General features: G+C 58.4%; 20 protein-coding genes. 1 reads left to right on the top strand and 19 read right to left on the bottom strand.

Features of this window, described 5'->3' with window-relative positions:
- Positions 1–240: 240 nt before the first annotated feature.
- From QF010_RS04390 to QF010_RS04310, 17 genes are all read right to left on the bottom strand, one after another.
- Positions 241–543, bottom strand: a complete 303-nt coding sequence (locus tag QF010_RS04390) for a hypothetical protein (protein ID WP_429380987.1) — start codon at positions 541–543, stop codon at positions 241–243.
- Between the two features lie 57 nt (positions 544–600).
- Positions 601–1,140: a hypothetical protein gene (locus QF010_RS04385; protein ID WP_429380989.1), complete on the bottom strand. Its 540-nt coding sequence runs from the start codon at positions 1,138–1,140 to the stop codon at positions 601–603.
- Between the two features lie 128 nt (positions 1,141–1,268).
- Positions 1,269–2,174 carry a hypothetical protein gene (locus QF010_RS04380; RefSeq protein WP_429380991.1) on the bottom strand — a complete coding sequence of 302 codons (906 nt, stop codon included), beginning with the start codon at positions 2,172–2,174 and terminating at the stop codon, positions 1,269–1,271.
- Positions 2,167–2,349 carry a hypothetical protein gene (locus tag QF010_RS04375; RefSeq protein ID WP_429532493.1) on the bottom strand — a complete coding sequence of 61 codons (183 nt, stop codon included), beginning with the start codon at positions 2,347–2,349 and terminating at the stop codon, positions 2,167–2,169. Before QF010_RS04375 ends, QF010_RS04380 begins: the two co-directional genes overlap by 8 nt.
- Before the next feature lie 193 nt (positions 2,350–2,542).
- Entirely contained in the window at positions 2,543–3,580 is a 1,038-nt protein-coding gene (locus QF010_RS04370; RefSeq protein WP_429380993.1) for a DUF5131 family protein, read from the bottom strand.
- On the bottom strand, positions 3,577–4,104 hold the full coding sequence (locus tag QF010_RS04365; protein WP_429380995.1) for a DUF7688 family protein: 528 nt from the start codon (positions 4,102–4,104) through the stop codon (positions 3,577–3,579). The genes QF010_RS04370 and QF010_RS04365 overlap by 4 nt, the downstream gene beginning before the upstream one ends.
- 77 nt (positions 4,105–4,181) lie before the next feature.
- Positions 4,182–5,006 (bottom strand): hypothetical protein, encoded by an 825-nt coding sequence (locus tag QF010_RS04360; RefSeq protein WP_429380997.1) that lies wholly within the window; start codon positions 5,004–5,006, stop codon positions 4,182–4,184.
- A 174-nt stretch (positions 5,007–5,180) separates the two neighbouring features.
- Positions 5,181–6,101: a class I SAM-dependent methyltransferase gene (locus QF010_RS04355; RefSeq protein WP_429380999.1), complete on the bottom strand. Its 921-nt coding sequence runs from the start codon at positions 6,099–6,101 to the stop codon at positions 5,181–5,183.
- A 349-nt stretch (positions 6,102–6,450) separates the two neighbouring features.
- Complete coding sequence (locus QF010_RS04350; protein ID WP_429381001.1) at positions 6,451–6,702, bottom strand: hypothetical protein; 252 nt, start codon at positions 6,700–6,702, stop codon at positions 6,451–6,453.
- Positions 6,703–6,736: 34 nt separating this feature from the next.
- Positions 6,737–7,189 carry a phage protein NinX family protein gene (locus QF010_RS04345; protein WP_429381003.1) on the bottom strand — a complete coding sequence of 151 codons (453 nt, stop codon included), beginning with the start codon at positions 7,187–7,189 and terminating at the stop codon, positions 6,737–6,739.
- A 10-nt stretch (positions 7,190–7,199) separates the two neighbouring features.
- Entirely contained in the window at positions 7,200–7,403 is a 204-nt protein-coding gene (locus QF010_RS04340) for a hypothetical protein (RefSeq protein WP_429381005.1), read from the bottom strand.
- Between the two features lie 86 nt (positions 7,404–7,489).
- Positions 7,490–8,539 carry a hypothetical protein gene (locus QF010_RS04335; protein ID WP_429381007.1) on the bottom strand — a complete coding sequence of 350 codons (1,050 nt, stop codon included), beginning with the start codon at positions 8,537–8,539 and terminating at the stop codon, positions 7,490–7,492.
- Positions 8,529–8,939 carry a hypothetical protein gene (locus tag QF010_RS04330; protein ID WP_429381008.1) on the bottom strand — a complete coding sequence of 137 codons (411 nt, stop codon included), beginning with the start codon at positions 8,937–8,939 and terminating at the stop codon, positions 8,529–8,531. The genes QF010_RS04335 and QF010_RS04330 overlap by 11 nt, the downstream gene beginning before the upstream one ends.
- Positions 8,940–8,977: 38 nt before the next feature.
- Positions 8,978–9,214 (bottom strand): hypothetical protein, encoded by a 237-nt coding sequence (locus QF010_RS04325; RefSeq protein WP_429381009.1) that lies wholly within the window; start codon positions 9,212–9,214, stop codon positions 8,978–8,980.
- Positions 9,211–9,570, bottom strand: a complete 360-nt coding sequence (locus QF010_RS04320) for a hypothetical protein (protein ID WP_429381010.1) — start codon at positions 9,568–9,570, stop codon at positions 9,211–9,213. Before QF010_RS04320 ends, QF010_RS04325 begins: the two co-directional genes overlap by 4 nt.
- A gap of 274 nt (positions 9,571–9,844) precedes the next feature.
- Complete coding sequence (locus QF010_RS04315; protein WP_429381012.1) at positions 9,845–10,162, bottom strand: DUF5983 family protein; 318 nt, start codon at positions 10,160–10,162, stop codon at positions 9,845–9,847.
- A gap of 121 nt (positions 10,163–10,283) precedes the next feature.
- On the bottom strand, positions 10,284–10,814 hold the full coding sequence (locus tag QF010_RS04310) for a hypothetical protein (RefSeq protein ID WP_429381014.1): 531 nt from the start codon (positions 10,812–10,814) through the stop codon (positions 10,284–10,286).
- Positions 10,815–10,959: 145 nt separating this feature from the next.
- On the opposite strand from QF010_RS04310, the gene QF010_RS04305 reads away from it, so the two are divergent.
- On the top strand, positions 10,960–11,295 hold the full coding sequence (locus tag QF010_RS04305; RefSeq protein ID WP_429381016.1) for a hypothetical protein: 336 nt from the start codon (positions 10,960–10,962) through the stop codon (positions 11,293–11,295).
- 109 nt (positions 11,296–11,404) lie between these two features.
- Here QF010_RS04305 and QF010_RS04300 read toward each other — a convergent pair whose 3' ends face one another.
- Positions 11,405–12,061 (bottom strand): hypothetical protein, encoded by a 657-nt coding sequence (locus QF010_RS04300; protein ID WP_429381018.1) that lies wholly within the window; start codon positions 12,059–12,061, stop codon positions 11,405–11,407.
- 336 nt (positions 12,062–12,397) lie between these two features.
- On the bottom strand, positions 12,398–13,384 hold the full coding sequence (locus QF010_RS04295) for a ParB/RepB/Spo0J family partition protein (protein ID WP_429381020.1): 987 nt from the start codon (positions 13,382–13,384) through the stop codon (positions 12,398–12,400).
- Positions 13,385–13,650 lie beyond the last annotated feature (266 nt).

Raw genomic sequence — 13,650 nt, 5'->3', positions numbered from 1 at the left:
AATTCGTTGGTGCTGGCGACGTTACCAACCCGGCCCAAGGCCTGCCATCCAAAACCCCCGTCGATTTTCCGATGATCCAGAGATGAACACCGCGCGACGGCCGCATACTCCCAGCACGCTTCTCCTGAAATGCCGCTTTTGATCCTTATCCCCGGTTGGAGAGCGTGAAGATTGGTTCCGCTGGCACAAAAAAGCCCGCGAGACGGCGGGCTGATGGTTGGCGTTAGCTTGGGCGTACGACTACAGGTTGCAGGCTTCTGCGATCACCTGAGAAACCGTGAGCTGCTGTTCCTTGAGGCCTTTGACGTAGGCATCACAGGCGAGATTTTTCCCTTTGTCGGTATACAGCGCAAAGGACTCTGCTACGTCCTTGTCCCGCTTCAAGTTGTCATCGATTTCAGCATTGGTGAGCTTCGGTTGTCCTACCGTCTGAGCAGAAATTTCCGGCTGCACCACATAGGTGCTGAAAACCAGGCCCAGCGCGATACCGAGTACCGGGCCGCCAATGAATGTCATTACCAGGGCTGTGCGTGTGTTCAGCATTTCATTTTCCAGTTCCGTTCGTGTTGAGTGATCAAGCGACAGCCAGCTGGACTGTCGCTACAGTCCGCACTCAGCGTTCATCGCCGGCGGCGTCTTCAGGTTCTCTTGCTGGTACGACTGGATGAACATTTCACAAGCGGCCTTTTTGGCCTTGGGGGCAAGAGCCGCCATGGTAGGCAAGACCTTTGCCATGAACTCGTCCGCTTGTTCCTGCGTGGTCTGGGGAGTGGTGTCTTTGTTCAATTCTTCCCACGGGATCACGCATTCGCGGCTGATGCTTTCGGGAACGGGTTTGTTGTCCGCCGCGAAAGACATCACGGCTTTGCCGCACTCGGCCCTTTTCGACGCGCCGGTGATCTTGGAAAGGCTATTCGCGAGTTTCTCGGTCGCGAGTTGGCTTTCTACTGAATCAAGTCGTCGCTCAAGTTCCGTCAAACGCTCTGCGCCGGTGAGCTCGGCCGGAGTGTCAAACTTGAGGATGCCCTGGTTATACAAAGTGAATGCAGAGACAAAAATGACGACGACAACGGAAACTAACCCAACGGAAACCCAAAACTCAGCGTCGCGGTGGGGGAAGCTCAGGCTTTTCAATTTCAAATAATTTCTCCGTCAGCATGCGAGGCACCTGGGCGCGCGATGCGTGATGTAAATGCCACCGATCGACAGGGGTCGAATTCTACCGGAATGTGATTCCGATCATTGGGATTCAACCCCGGTCACCATTGTCAGATTTTTGGATGAAAGTGGTTACCGATTTTGCCGTCGAACCAGCGCGGGGCATTTGCACAGTCGCCACCGCACTTCAACCACTCTGGCGTGCAGGGAACCCACCCGGTCGGTGGCTGGTGTTCCTTGAGCGGCCGCCAGGCCTCGATGTCATCAAGCGTGAACAATTCGCCAGTGAGGTCGCCTCGGAACCAGCGCTTGTTGTCCGGCTGCAGGCGGTTGACCTCGGTGCAGGGGTGGTGCTGATCCGCTGCCAGTATCAGGTATTGCGCGCCGGGCTCGTACGCGGGTAGATCCACCACGTCATACCATTCCACAGGCTCGATGTTCGGTACCGGCACCGGCGGCAGTGCTTTGATCCGCTCGACCAGGTCCACGCTTTCAGCGTCTACCGACTGCTCCAGCAGGCGAGTTGCTTCGTTGAGATGGGTTTGCTGTTCCAGCAGTTGAGCGCGCAGTTCGTCGACCTCGGCATTTTGCTTGACCAGCGACTGTTCTGTGCTCAGTAGCTTGCCTTCCAGAACTGCCAGGCCGCTGTCGGCGTCATCCAAACCACGACTACCCACGAGACATTCCCAGTTTCGGATAGCCAGATCGAGGCGGCGGGCGACGTTGGTGTCCTGCCCATGCTCTTGCAGGTGCCGGCGTGCAAGATTGGCCATTGAGGTGCCAAGGGACACCAGCACACTTCCCGACACAATGTCTGGCGCTTGGTCAGCTTGCCCGATACCAACCAGAACCATTGCGCGGTAGGCACGCACCGGGTCCGGCGCTTCCTTGGTCAGTTCATTCCCGTATTTCCACGCCGCCGAGATCATTTCAGGAGTTGGCTCGATTGGAAGCCGAATATGGCCAAGCTTGGTCGGCGCTGGGGCTTGCTTCGTGCCCTGGTCAGTTTCAGTCATTGGATCTCCGTGTATTCAGTTGGGTGATGTGTCGAGGCTGGTAATGGTCGCCGCCTGCGCTGTGTGCCAGCACCCTCCAGCGCTGGTTTATTCCCGGTACCAGTGTCGTTACGCCCCGGGCTGCTTCTTGCGCCGGAATCGGTAACCAGCCTTCGATGAACTCGACCTGGTGCATCGTTCCGTCCAGCATTATCTCTGGCGCACAACCGGGCTCGTACTCAAAAACCGACCTGGTTTTTCAAGCGATGCGTTTACCTGCAATCGGGCGAGATGGTCGGAATCGTGAAGTGTGGGCGAGGGTGGTGACTCAGGTGGGCGGGCGTAAAGCGGACAGAAACATGGGCTCCGTGTCCGCTTTACGCTTGTGCTTAGGGGGCGGCTGCTGGCGCTGGGTAGTTGTCGTGCAGCGCGCCATCGATCAGGCGGCCAGTCACCCGTTTTCCGAGGCGAGACATGAGGCGTTCACCGGTGACCGGTGCGTCGCCCTGGACGGCATCGCGGGCCGTTCCGTCTGGTGCCACGATCGCTTGCCGTGTGGCGCTGTTGAAGATCAGCCCTTCGGTTGGCGCATCTTCAGGCGTGACCCACTCTCCCCACTGCTTCATCAGGAACGGTACATTCGCCGCCGCGCACTGGTCGCGGATCAGCCGGGGCCACTGTGGGTGCATCGGCCGGGCCTGTGGTCCCGATTCGCCGCCGGCAACGACCCAGTCAATGCCGGTACCCAGCCAGGCGCTGACATCGACTGGCCCGAGAAGTGGTTCCATGCTCAACCACCGAACTGCCGCTGGGGTTTCCAGCAGCAACGGGATGCGCTCGTTGGCCGCGTCCTGGTTCTCAACGCTGACGCCGATCCAGACGTTCGGCAATGGCCACGGTGCCCGGAATCCGGACGCACCCAACTTGCGTGATAGATAGCGGATGTTCAGAACCTGCGTTGGCGTGAACATGCCCTCCATCGTCTTGGGTGCCCATGAGTCGGCAGCGGCTTGCAGGCCCTGCATGTACTTCAGCATCCGCTCTGGGCGCTTCGTCAGGATTTGGAACGTGTGCTGTGAGGCCTGGGCCATGATCGCGAAAATACGGTCGATGACGTCGTCGCTCACGTTCTCGTGGAATAGGTCCGACATGGAGTTCACGAAGATCGCCCGGGGTTTGCTCCAACGCAATGGCTGATCCATCACAGCGGGCACAACCTTGATTTGACCGTTCCATTGGCCACCTTTGGCCAGCAAGCCATCGTAGGAGCCTTCACCCTCCGCAACGCCGCGGCCACGCTCCATTCGAATGATCCGAGCGGCCTGGCCCTCGGCATAGCAGTGACGGCAACCGTCTGACACTCGCGAGCACCCGCGGATGGGGTTCCACGTCGCGTCCGTCCACTCGATCTGTGTGTTGTCGCTCATTGAAGGACAGCCTCGGCTGTTGGGAAGGTATGGGTGAGGAGGGCAGTGTCATTGCCGGCGACGTGGTAGGTCAGTACCGCCCCCGCCGCCTGAAAGGTGAATTCACGCTCCATCATTTCCAGATATTCAGCATGCGTGAACAATCGGCCCGGACTGGGGTGTTCAAAATTCGCGCCATTGAGGTTGCGGAAAACGATGCGAATACTTGAATCGCCGCTCAGGAAGTTCTCGCCGTTGATGCGCAGCTCATAGCGCACGCTGTCGGTGATCCGCTCCGGCGCGCAGTGCACCAGTCCGGCATTGACGGTGTAGAAGTGGTGGCCATCGGTCACCGCGTCGGTGTCGTTGGCGTCCATGAACGACTGGATCTGGGTCAGCGCTTCAGGCTGGATGTCCAGTTCGGCCCGGTCGGTGATGAATGAGCCCCAAGCTTTGGGATCGGAGCGAGGCAGGAATTTCATTGGCACGGGTACCAGGGTCAGTTGCTGGCCGGCGGTGCTTTGGATGTTCAGCGATGGCGACATGGTGTGGGGTTTCCCTTCGATGTTGGTTCGAAGGGAAGTGTCCTGCGGGTTTGAGCGTGCCAGAAGCCAGTGATGATCTATGCAGCGTGCCGGGCTATTTGCTCCTGGAACACCTGAGTCAACTCGTCTTTTACGCTGGCCAGCATAGAGCGCCCAATATTTCGGCTGCCACTGCATCGCTGCTGGATCTTCCGCAAGTGCGGGAGTCGCGAGTAGGTATTGAGGTAGGCCAGAATCTCGTAAGGGGTGTCTTGCCCATACAGCGATTTTGTAATCTGGTATGCATCAGTATCGAAGATGACTAAGGTCAGAAAGGCGACGTTTCTCCGCGCTTCGTCCAGCTTCAAACTCAAGCTCCAGCATTCATCCACTCGGCCATTTGCATAGGCGTCGGTCAGCGCCAGGTCCAGCTCAAGCACCGGCTTTCGGCACGCACTCAGCGCGCAATGAACAGCAATGTTCATGTTGAATCGCCCTTTGACCCAATCAGGCCGGGTGCCCAAGATTTTGGATTCCCACCATGACTGCTCAAATGCTGATTTCGTGAAGTCAAACTCGAGACGACGTTTCGCCATCGATTCCTTAATAGCCTCTAGCTGGCGCTCCTTAACCGCCTGATAGGCCTCATCTCCAAGCGCCCATTTCAGGGCATCAACAAACTCACGCTCCTGGTAGATGGCGAGCCGATCCGCTGCCGCTCGATAGAGAAATTTGCCCTTTGTATCGAGGATTCGCTGTCTGTTGACGTCGTTCGCCTGGATAGCCTGCCGTAGCTGATCGTTCAGCTGCTTGATGGCCTCATGAATGACTGTGAGTACCATCGAATGCTGTGGGCTTTTTAGGATGAAATCAAAGCAGAACTGCTCGTCCTGCAACACGTCGTCAACGGTGAGTAGCGTCATCGCTCGGGTCCTTTGTCACTGATGGAAAAAGCTTAACTGCTTCATTCCGGACGCCGTACCCAAAACATGCCCTGGAATTTCAGTTCTCGCCAAAGGCCGTTCGGTCAGAAATTCGACCGCGCGCCAGTCCGGTGACCATGCTGCTGCGCTATCGATTTCGTTTGTGCCTTGCGGCTAGGCTGCATCGAACAGGGAAAGCTGAGGGTGCGATGGCGAGGGACTGTGGACCACTTTCGCCGGTGCTCGCTTTGTTACCGTGCTAGTTACCGGGGCGGACTCAACCACCGGAGCGGACTCAACCACCGGAGCGGACTCAGCCACGGGGGCAGGTGTCACGACGGGGGCCTGCTCAAGCACCCGCACTTCCTCAGTTTGGCATCCAGCGAAGTCACACAGGACGATCTCGCACACAGGGCTCACGCCATGCCACTCGTTCAGGTAGGCCGACGTGTCCAAACCGCAATTGTGGCCGAGCACTATGCCGGACTGGGTCATGAATTTTTGGCACTCCTGCGTGACCTCCTCGCGGTAGGCCCGCTCTCCTGAGTATCGGAACGGCGCGGAAGACTGCGGGACGATGAAGACACCGTACTTAGCGATTTTGCTGGCCACCTCGATGAGCTTGTATTCGAAGCTCGCGCCGGTGTATTGCCCGTTGAATGCGGTGCCTGTCTTCACTGCCCCAAATGGCGGGTTGGAGATGGCCACATCGAAGCGCCCCAGATCTCCGAGGGTGAACACGTCGCTGATGATCCACTCTGCCTCCGGTAAGACGCGCTTGCCGACCTCCGCGTACTCGGGGTTCAACTCGACACAGACGATGCGCTCAGCACGCTCTCGCGACGCAAACGCCAGTCGACCGATGCCTGCGCACAGATCAATCATCGACTTGCAGTCCGGAACCTCGACACTGACATCGTTTGCCAGTCCCTCTGGGGTGAAGAACGCGCCGGCCAAGCCATTCATGTTCGTGGCTGATTCGTGGAAGTTATTCAAGATGAAATGGCGATCCTCCAGGCGCAGGTGCTTGTCGGAGTAAACGAGGTCGAGAGCCTGTGAGTGCAGCTTCGCCGCAACCTTGGATAGCTTGGCCATTTTGATTCCTTAACCCGCCGCGGGGAGATGTCTATTTGATGGGAGGAATTTTCCGGCGCCGGCGGGCGTGCCACTACCCACTCATTTAGAAATGATTTTCGCGGCGGAGCGACCTTTTGCGCGAATCGTTATTTCCGATTTGAGCGCTCGAAGTTTCCGGATTGGCGAGTTGGAATCTTGATTGATGCTTTGCACCTAAGCTTTGGGGATGAATGCGAACCCGCGACACGGTTCAAAGCGATGGTGGGAACGGGAGCTTCCGAGTGGCCGCTCCGTTCATTCAGTGACGATCCCCGCGTTGCTTCAGCCTGGAATCCCAGGCTATCTGAGGTGGGGGGAGGGTGACGGGTTAGTTCGCGCTGTCTTTATTGGCTGGCAGGACGTCGCGCAGTGGAAGGTTGATGCTGTGCAGAACAAACCACGTCGCAGCTGCCAGCAAGAGCCCGCCGACAAGCCAGACGTGGAACCACAACAGCAGGTACGCCCCCAACAACACTGTGAAAGCGGTCAGTCCGCGAATACGGTAACCCCTTGCCGCGAGCTTCCTGCCGGCCATGACCGCGGTGAAGAAAAGAACCAACAAGTTTAAAAACGTCATCATGGTGTTCGACCCCTATTAATTTGGAACCCCGGGTTCAGCTCTCAACAGACGGACGGCCTTCACTCGTGCCGGGGCCAGGCAAACTCACCAGGCAGGCTGGAACGCTGACTGTGTCGCCAAGCTTGGAAACGACGATGGCGCGACAGATAGCGATTAGGGCTGTCCGCCCTGTCGCGTCTGCATCCGAACTTCCCTCGTCAATCCAGAATGTTGGGCTTTCCCCGCGCAGTGTCGCAGCTACATTCCCTCCATCCACCTCGTACACGGCAACGCGGTACTTATCGCGCAGCGGTCCGCCTTGGCTCCAGTCGGTGGATGGTCGGTAAAGCGGGTCTGTGTCGACGATGTAAACCAGGCTCTCGCCATCGCCATAATTTGGTGGAGTGAGAGCCGGTTTCAGTCCCTCAGCCACTGCCACCGCCCAGTCAAGCGCCGCTCGAGAGAGTCCTCTGGCTGGCACCTCGACCATTACGATTTCGGTTGTCATGGAGTGATCCTCACTTCGTTGGCCAGGGCGTTGGTTTTTTGTAGCCTTTGGTTTGGGACCGTGGCTTGATCATGATGCAATTCAATTTGTGGCCGATTCGGCTCTGCTTGAGGAGGATGTCGTCAATCAACTTGTCCGCCAGCCCGCTCGATCCATGGCCCATGCCTGCCATTTCCACCTTAAGGCTTTGTACATCTGCCGGTGCATCCGTCATCAGCGCTCTCCTGTTAGCCAATCGTTTCCAATCTCTGGTACCGACAAAGCCCCACAATTTGCGAGGCTGTGTTGTCACATTCGGGTTCAGCGGTGCGTTGGGACGGATGCCTTCTTCACGCTGGTGTGGCAGTAGATGGGGTCGCCCTCATTGAAATCGCCCCGGACAATTCCGTCCTTCCAGCGGATACAGCCCGCCGCTTCGGGATCAAATGTACCCACTGCTACTTCACCGCCGGCCTCTGCCACGGTCGTCAGTAGCGATTCAATCTGCTGAATGACCTCTTTCAGTGGCGGTCGGTGAAAGTCTCGCCCGATCATGCAGGGGCTATCTTTGCAATCGACCTGATCGGATGGCTCGTTACTGCCGAAGCATCCCGGACATTTTTCTTTGGGCTCCAAGTGCTCCTTGAGGTTGGCCACGTACTCGGCAATGGCACGCTCACCCGGACCGGGATTGGCCTTGTTCGTCACCAACAACAGTCGTTGAAGTGCCTGAATGCAGGTTTCATCGGAGGTATGGCACACGCCGCAGTGTGGGCAATGGCCACGATCGCTCGTGTTGGTGGTGCTCGTCGCTGGCGCTGCGTCGAGCATCAGGCCCCAGGCGCTCACAGCCCGGCCACGCGCAAGGTCCTTGTCCTCAGCCTCGCCATCAACTGCCTTGACCATCTCCGGCGTGGGTTTTATCGGTACAAGCTTCCAGCCCGGCGGCGGCCCGGGCGCGAGAAACAACGGGACGTTTTCAGTCTGGCCAGCTTGCCGCGCGGAAACCTGCGCATATCCGCTGTTCGGGAGCCTGAGCCATTTGAGTACGGTGTCATTCGTCCAGGCCGCCGGCTCGCCGAGCTTGAACAGATCAGCCATAGCACTAAGCGCATCGAGCGCTGCGATTACGTCACTGTCACCGGTGCCGTAGTGCGTATGCTTGCTCTGGCCGTAATGTTCGAGATCCGTCTTGCCATTGGCGTCTGTGGCGTTGCTACAGGCGTATTCGGGCGCTTTACCGCCACCCATGCTGGCGACCGTCAGAGGGGCTCCACAGACCCGGCAGGGTGGCAATGGTGTGGTGGTGTAGCGTTCACGCAAGGCTTCGATCTGTTCGTGCGTTATCGGTGGTAGTCCGTTATTGCTCATCGTTGACCTCCGGTGCTGGGATCTCGACCAGGCTGATTTTCTCTCCGAGTTCCAGCCACGCAGGAATCGGTTCCGATTTTGGTAAACGAACCTCCACCAGATTCATACCCGGCGTGTACGCGGATACGTGGCCGGTGATGGACCGGCGCTGGCGCTGCGCGCTCATCACCAGGTGAAGCAACGTCTTCACCTCGTTGCAACCGGTGTCGCGGTTTTTCAGGTAGAGCATGGCCCGACGCAAGGCGGTTTCACTCGGGATTGCGTCACTCGGCTCCGCGGCGGAGAGCTGCTCGGCCATGGAGAGGTGGGCCACCAGGTCCTCCCGAGCTTTCACCGCGTCAGGATGTCCCGGGGGATTATTCAGAAGGCTCTCTACGGGCTCGCGGGGAAGGTTGATCATTGGGTTTTGATCCATGACAAAGAGTGCTCCGGGCAACATCAAAATTGCAGACGTGCTTTGAGGTCGTTGTATTGGTCTTTGGTCAGCTTGTAGTTGGCGACGGCTTCATTGACCAGCGTTCTCGCCGCGGCCACGTGCACTGGCGACCCTGACGTGACAAACCGCTCCACAATCTGCTCAAACTCCCCACGAGTTCTGAACGTGATCCCGTTTGATTCCCATGGGAACGCTCGGCTGGGACTTTCTACGCCCGTAGCGCGCACCTGGGCACTCATTCAGATGCTTCCTTGGCATCGGCCAGGGCGACGGCCGCGCGGATGGCTTCTTGTGCTGTCCGACCTTCGGCACTGGCGATGGCTTCGGGTTCGTCACCCCAGACGGCCGCAATGGTTGGCCCTTCGTACTCGTGCTCGATGGAGATCCGTCGCGTGTTGATGATCTCCATCAATTCCGCGTCGTCGGCGTTGGACACAAGCTGCTTACGCAGATCCGCTTCCCGGGCCATGCCGGCGTCATAGTCTTGCAGCAGTTCAAGGATCAGTGCAGAGCGAGGATTGGTCGCTCCCTGTTTCTGCGCTTCTGCTCGCAGTTCTTCGCAACTGTCCCGTAGCGGTTTGTATTTGTCGTTCATTGAGGCTCCTTTGCTTCTCGAAGCTGATCTTTGACGCGTGCCTTCCAGAAAACGCCCGGTGGCCCGCGTGCATGGTGAGTATCCTACCGGCGCCGTCCAGCCTCACCCAGTCAAAGTCAGGGCTAAAAATTCAGAACGGCGTTCAGTGGCTGATGGGTTTGTAGTTGCAGGGAGGGTGCCGGCTTCACTTCTGTTCGAAACAGCGCTTTACCTGAACAGCCTGCCTTTGTTGGATGCGGTAGGGCGCTCCGTCACGCCCCACGCTGAGTGCTGCTTACCAGTCGTAGGCTGCCAGAGCCTCGACTGCGTCGGCGTCTTGATCCAGTCGTACCCAGTCCGCACGGGAAGTGGTGTTCCCGTGGGCGCTGCGCAGGTTCTTTGCGCGCAGCCAATTGCGAATGTCGTACAGGCACTGCGGAATGGTGACGGTTTCCGACTCCCGCACTTCCAGCTCGTCCAGGTGCAGGAAGAAGCCGTGTTCCCACGATGCACACGGGCACCATGGATTGTTGTTGCCTTCCTTGGTCAGGAGTGCGGCGACTTCCTGGGTGAGGTGGGCAGTGCTGATGACGGGCAGGCTGTGGATTTCCATGAGATGTCCTCGGTGGTTGTTGGTCAGTGGAGAAATCTTCTCCCGACGCCGCGCGTGCCAGCAGCCCTTGAGGAAAAGTTTTGTGCCACTGAGTCCAGCCCCCTATAACCGGCATCCACTCTCACACTCCGGCTTCCAATGCACGTTGGGCTGTAGGGCGCACAGCGGCCTCAGTCCTCACCTGTTGCCACTCGAAACTGAAACCGAGATCAACCAGCTGCTCCAACCGCGCCGGCCCGGGCACATCAACCCATTCGGCTTTCTTGAGCCATGCGAGGAAATCCTCTGCCGTTTGCCCGGATCGGCGCCGAAGCCACGACACAGGGCCACTGAGATTGATTTCTGCCCATTCCCCAAACTCGTCGTCGAAGCCGCCAATCTCCTCGATTTGGTCCTTGTCACGCAGCATCAATGCGATGTGGCCACCGTAGTAGTTGGGCGAGGTGCCGTTGCGCCAACCTGCATCAAGCAGCAGCGCTTGCTCGATGCTGTCGGTGATGCTGTAGAAGTCCGGGCCGCCCACACTCGCCTCACTGACGAAACGCCAGTACAGAGGCCCCAGGCTTGGATGCGAGGAGGTGACGACGACACCCGTGCGAGTGCGGGTGTTGCCGGCCACGTCGTTGGTGGTGTCGAAATTTGGGTTTGTCATGGAGTAGGCCCATCAGTAGGTTGATGTGGCCATGTTCTACCGGCGCCGAGTGTGCCAGCAGCCTAGTCTAGGCTTAAAGCTTCCCATCACCGGCCGGCCTGCGCGGTACTTGCAGGTAGAGCCCCCACTGACTGGAGCATGCAGCATGGAACAGGAACGCGTTTTCACTGAGCTTTCGTTTCATCTCAACGGAATCGGAGTGCCCGCCTCCGAGGTCGATTGCCAAATGTTCATCGGTACCCGCATCAACGGGGCCGTAATGACGTGGGTGGTGGTTGTTAACGCGGCCACTTCGAACGCTTTCGAGCTGCCCGGCGATTTCGAACCAGACAAGGTGGTCGCCATAGCCCAGGCTGTCATCCAATGGGACATGTCCATGATGGAAATGATCCCCTTATCGGAGGAGATGAAGCTGGTGCTAGCCGCCGGGGCGCGGTCCATGCTGCCGTGTGATTTGCGCGAAATGCTAATTGGGGGGTAGCCCTCCGTGTCACCCAAGGCGCGGCCTCTCGTTAGAAGGGCCATGAGGCCACTCGCTGTGTCTGGGACTGAATCAGTCAGCTGCGACTTCACCAGTCCCATGGGGCTGGTCAACCTTTTGGAAGGTCGCAAGCTGCCACACACGCCAACTCTTCTCCGTCGGCATTCTGGAGTCCTACAAGCGACGAACCCCAGTCCTCAAGGTCCGGTGTGTCCGCGCCGCCGTTGTCAGTCAGCATCATGGTGCGGCCCTCTCCCACGTCGCGATACAGGCCAGTGCAGCCGCTGCCGGTATCCATCACTTGGAAGCCATAAGTCACCGGGTCAACAGGCGTTGTGCCATCCGGGGACAGGAAGGGGTTTTGAATCAGCTTGCCTTCATGAGTAAAAGCAAAGGACGGCAGTGATGGGTTGCAGGCGATTCCTTTTGGCAGATCCCCGGCAGCCACGTTAATGATCACGCCTTCTTGGTAATCCTGAAGACCCCCCAACAGTTCTTCCCACTGATCCCCTTCAGGTTTGTTCAGGAGCCCTACACGGGAGGATTCCCATTCCTTGAGGTCAGGAGTGGAATTGCCACTGCAATCGGTCAGGAGCATGACGCGCCCGTCGCCCAGATCCCGGACAAGCGCCGCGCACCAGCCGCCTGTGTGGGTTTCCACGAAGCCGTAGTAGCGAACCGGATCTACGAGGTGTGAACCGTCCGGGGTCAGAAACGGATTGCGAATGGTTTGGCCATCATAGGTAAAGACAAGATCGGTCGACATAGGAGTTCTCCAGTAGGTTGGTGTGGCCATAATCCTGCCGGGCACGCCGTGCCAGAACCGTTGCCTACAACCGTTTTTACTTCGGGCCGTCGCTTGGCCATGCCGTGCCGACACCTAAGTTCGGATGGGAAAGCAGAGTGTGGTTGGTTTCGCGGGTTGGGCATCGACCGGCGCTGCCTACCGCCGCGTCACTTTCCGATCTTCGGGGCTGAATGCGAACCCACGGGGGGCTTTCGGAATTCCTGGTGCCGCTCCTGACTTTTTGGGCTTCGCTTGTCCACATGAAAAAAACCCGGCACTGAGGCCGGGCTGAAGGGGTAAGGACTGTCCTTGAGGTTAGCCCACCATCACGCGAGTGCTTACACCCTGATTGGCCGATACGTGGGCGGCGCGTATGGCGGCCAGCGAGCGGAACAGTTCAGCCATGTCGCCGTTGAGGGTTACTTGCACGGTCACCTCCGACGGGATGTCACCCATGAGCGGCAGGGACTGTTCCAGCTGCTCTGCAATTGCCAACAGGGCAGGGAGGGTGTTTTCCAGATCCTTGCGGCTGTACAGCGCTGAGGCCTGATTGGTGCTCTTCGGCGTGATCGTCGCCGAACCGTTGCTGTGTGCCACTGCGAGCTGCTTGGACAGCACCTCAGCGGTGTCGGTGCCTTCCTTGCGGCACTGGCGGGCTACCTTCATCGCTGTGGTGGGCTTCACCGCGCCGGATGCGATCATTTCCTGAACCTTGGGCTCTGTGGCGCTCAGTTCCAGGTAGTAGTTCACATGCGTTACGTTGCGACGCATCTCTGTAGCGATCTCCTGCACACTCATGCCGTCTTCCAGCAGCATACGGTAACCATTGGCGCGCTCCAGTGGGTCCAATGCTTCTTGGGTGTTGGAGAGCAGCTGATACGTGATTTCGGAGCGACGGCCACCAGCTACCTGAATGACGCGTACCTGCTTGAGTGTTGCTCCTTCGGAGAGCGCCAGCATAAGTCCCTCATAACGGTGGAAGCCACCCACCACACGGAGGGTGCCGTTCTCCGTGACCACCGCCAGCGGGTCTACGTGACCTCCGGCCTTGTAGGTATCCGCGAAGCCTCGCACCTGCTCTGGGTTCAACGTTTTGCGGATCGAGTCCTTCATGTAGCAGCGCAGCAGTGCCACAGGCATCTCGAAGGCGTTGTGGCGCTTCGGATCGAAGTCCAGACCCAACTGCTTGTCCTGGATCAGTCTCTTGGACACGTCATGCATGTTGCGCACACTGGAGCAGCCGGCCAGAGCCTCGCGGGCGGCATCAGACATTGCGTTTGCAGCGATAGTGGTCTTGGTCATGGGTAGTTCCTCGTCGGTAAGTTGATGTGGCCATCTTCACCGGCGCCGACGCGTGCCACGAGCAGTCAGAAAAAACTTTTATGAGAGTTTTTGTTGGGGCGATTGAGCCCGCCGGACAGGTGATGGATACCGAACCTTGGCTTTGATTTATGTACCAGCAGAGAGTGGGCATGACCGCTCCAGTTCCGAACATCGGGCTTGAATGCGAACCCTGTGCCGCCCTGGTTATGCTCGGTTGTTGGTGCCCAATGCTCGCCGGTTTAGGG

The sequence above is a fragment of the Pseudomonas silensiensis genome (assembly GCF_050434865.1).
In the GTDB taxonomy this organism is placed as follows: Bacteria; Pseudomonadota; Gammaproteobacteria; order Pseudomonadales; family Pseudomonadaceae; genus Aquipseudomonas; species Aquipseudomonas fluorescens_W.
Note: the sequence above shows the minus strand (reverse complement) of the source record. Positions and strands in the feature narration are given on the sequence as shown.

What these genes read in the sequence shown, in the direction of transcription:
- QF010_RS04295 (WP_429381020.1), bottom strand. Translation starts at nt 13,384, where the DNA reads ATGACCAAGACCACTATCGCTGCAAACGCAATGTCTGATGCCGCCCGC.
- QF010_RS04350 (WP_429381001.1), bottom strand. Translation starts at nt 6,702, where the DNA reads ATGATGACGTTTTTAAACTTGTTGGTTCTTTTCTTCACCGCGGTCATG.
- QF010_RS04370 (WP_429380993.1), bottom strand. Translation starts at nt 3,580, where the DNA reads ATGAGCGACAACACACAGATCGAGTGGACGGACGCGACGTGGAACCCC.
- QF010_RS04315 (WP_429381012.1), bottom strand. Translation starts at nt 10,162, where the DNA reads ATGGAAATCCACAGCCTGCCCGTCATCAGCACTGCCCACCTCACCCAG.
- QF010_RS04325 (WP_429381009.1), bottom strand. Translation starts at nt 9,214, where the DNA reads ATGAGTGCCCAGGTGCGCGCTACGGGCGTAGAAAGTCCCAGCCGAGCG.
- QF010_RS04345 (WP_429381003.1), bottom strand. Translation starts at nt 7,189, where the DNA reads ATGACAACCGAAATCGTAATGGTCGAGGTGCCAGCCAGAGGACTCTCT.
- QF010_RS04320 (WP_429381010.1), bottom strand. Translation starts at nt 9,570, where the DNA reads ATGAACGACAAATACAAACCGCTACGGGACAGTTGCGAAGAACTGCGA.
- QF010_RS04365 (WP_429380995.1), bottom strand. Translation starts at nt 4,104, where the DNA reads ATGTCGCCATCGCTGAACATCCAAAGCACCGCCGGCCAGCAACTGACC.
- QF010_RS04305 (WP_429381016.1), top strand. Translation starts at nt 10,960, where the DNA reads ATGGAACAGGAACGCGTTTTCACTGAGCTTTCGTTTCATCTCAACGGA.
- QF010_RS04390 (WP_429380987.1), bottom strand. Translation starts at nt 543, where the DNA reads ATGCTGAACACACGCACAGCCCTGGTAATGACATTCATTGGCGGCCCG.
- QF010_RS04360 (WP_429380997.1), bottom strand. Translation starts at nt 5,006, where the DNA reads ATGACGCTACTCACCGTTGACGACGTGTTGCAGGACGAGCAGTTCTGC.
- QF010_RS04300 (WP_429381018.1), bottom strand. Translation starts at nt 12,061, where the DNA reads ATGTCGACCGATCTTGTCTTTACCTATGATGGCCAAACCATTCGCAAT.
- QF010_RS04380 (WP_429380991.1), bottom strand. Translation starts at nt 2,174, where the DNA reads ATGACTGAAACTGACCAGGGCACGAAGCAAGCCCCAGCGCCGACCAAG.
- QF010_RS04340 (WP_429381005.1), bottom strand. Translation starts at nt 7,403, where the DNA reads ATGACGGATGCACCGGCAGATGTACAAAGCCTTAAGGTGGAAATGGCA.
- QF010_RS04310 (WP_429381014.1), bottom strand. Translation starts at nt 10,814, where the DNA reads ATGACAAACCCAAATTTCGACACCACCAACGACGTGGCCGGCAACACC.
- QF010_RS04375 (WP_429532493.1), bottom strand. Translation starts at nt 2,349, where the DNA reads ATGCACCAGGTCGAGTTCATCGAAGGCTGGTTACCGATTCCGGCGCAA.
- QF010_RS04355 (WP_429380999.1), bottom strand. Translation starts at nt 6,101, where the DNA reads ATGGCCAAGCTATCCAAGGTTGCGGCGAAGCTGCACTCACAGGCTCTC.
- QF010_RS04330 (WP_429381008.1), bottom strand. Translation starts at nt 8,939, where the DNA reads ATGATCAACCTTCCCCGCGAGCCCGTAGAGAGCCTTCTGAATAATCCC.
- QF010_RS04335 (WP_429381007.1), bottom strand. Translation starts at nt 8,539, where the DNA reads ATGAGCAATAACGGACTACCACCGATAACGCACGAACAGATCGAAGCC.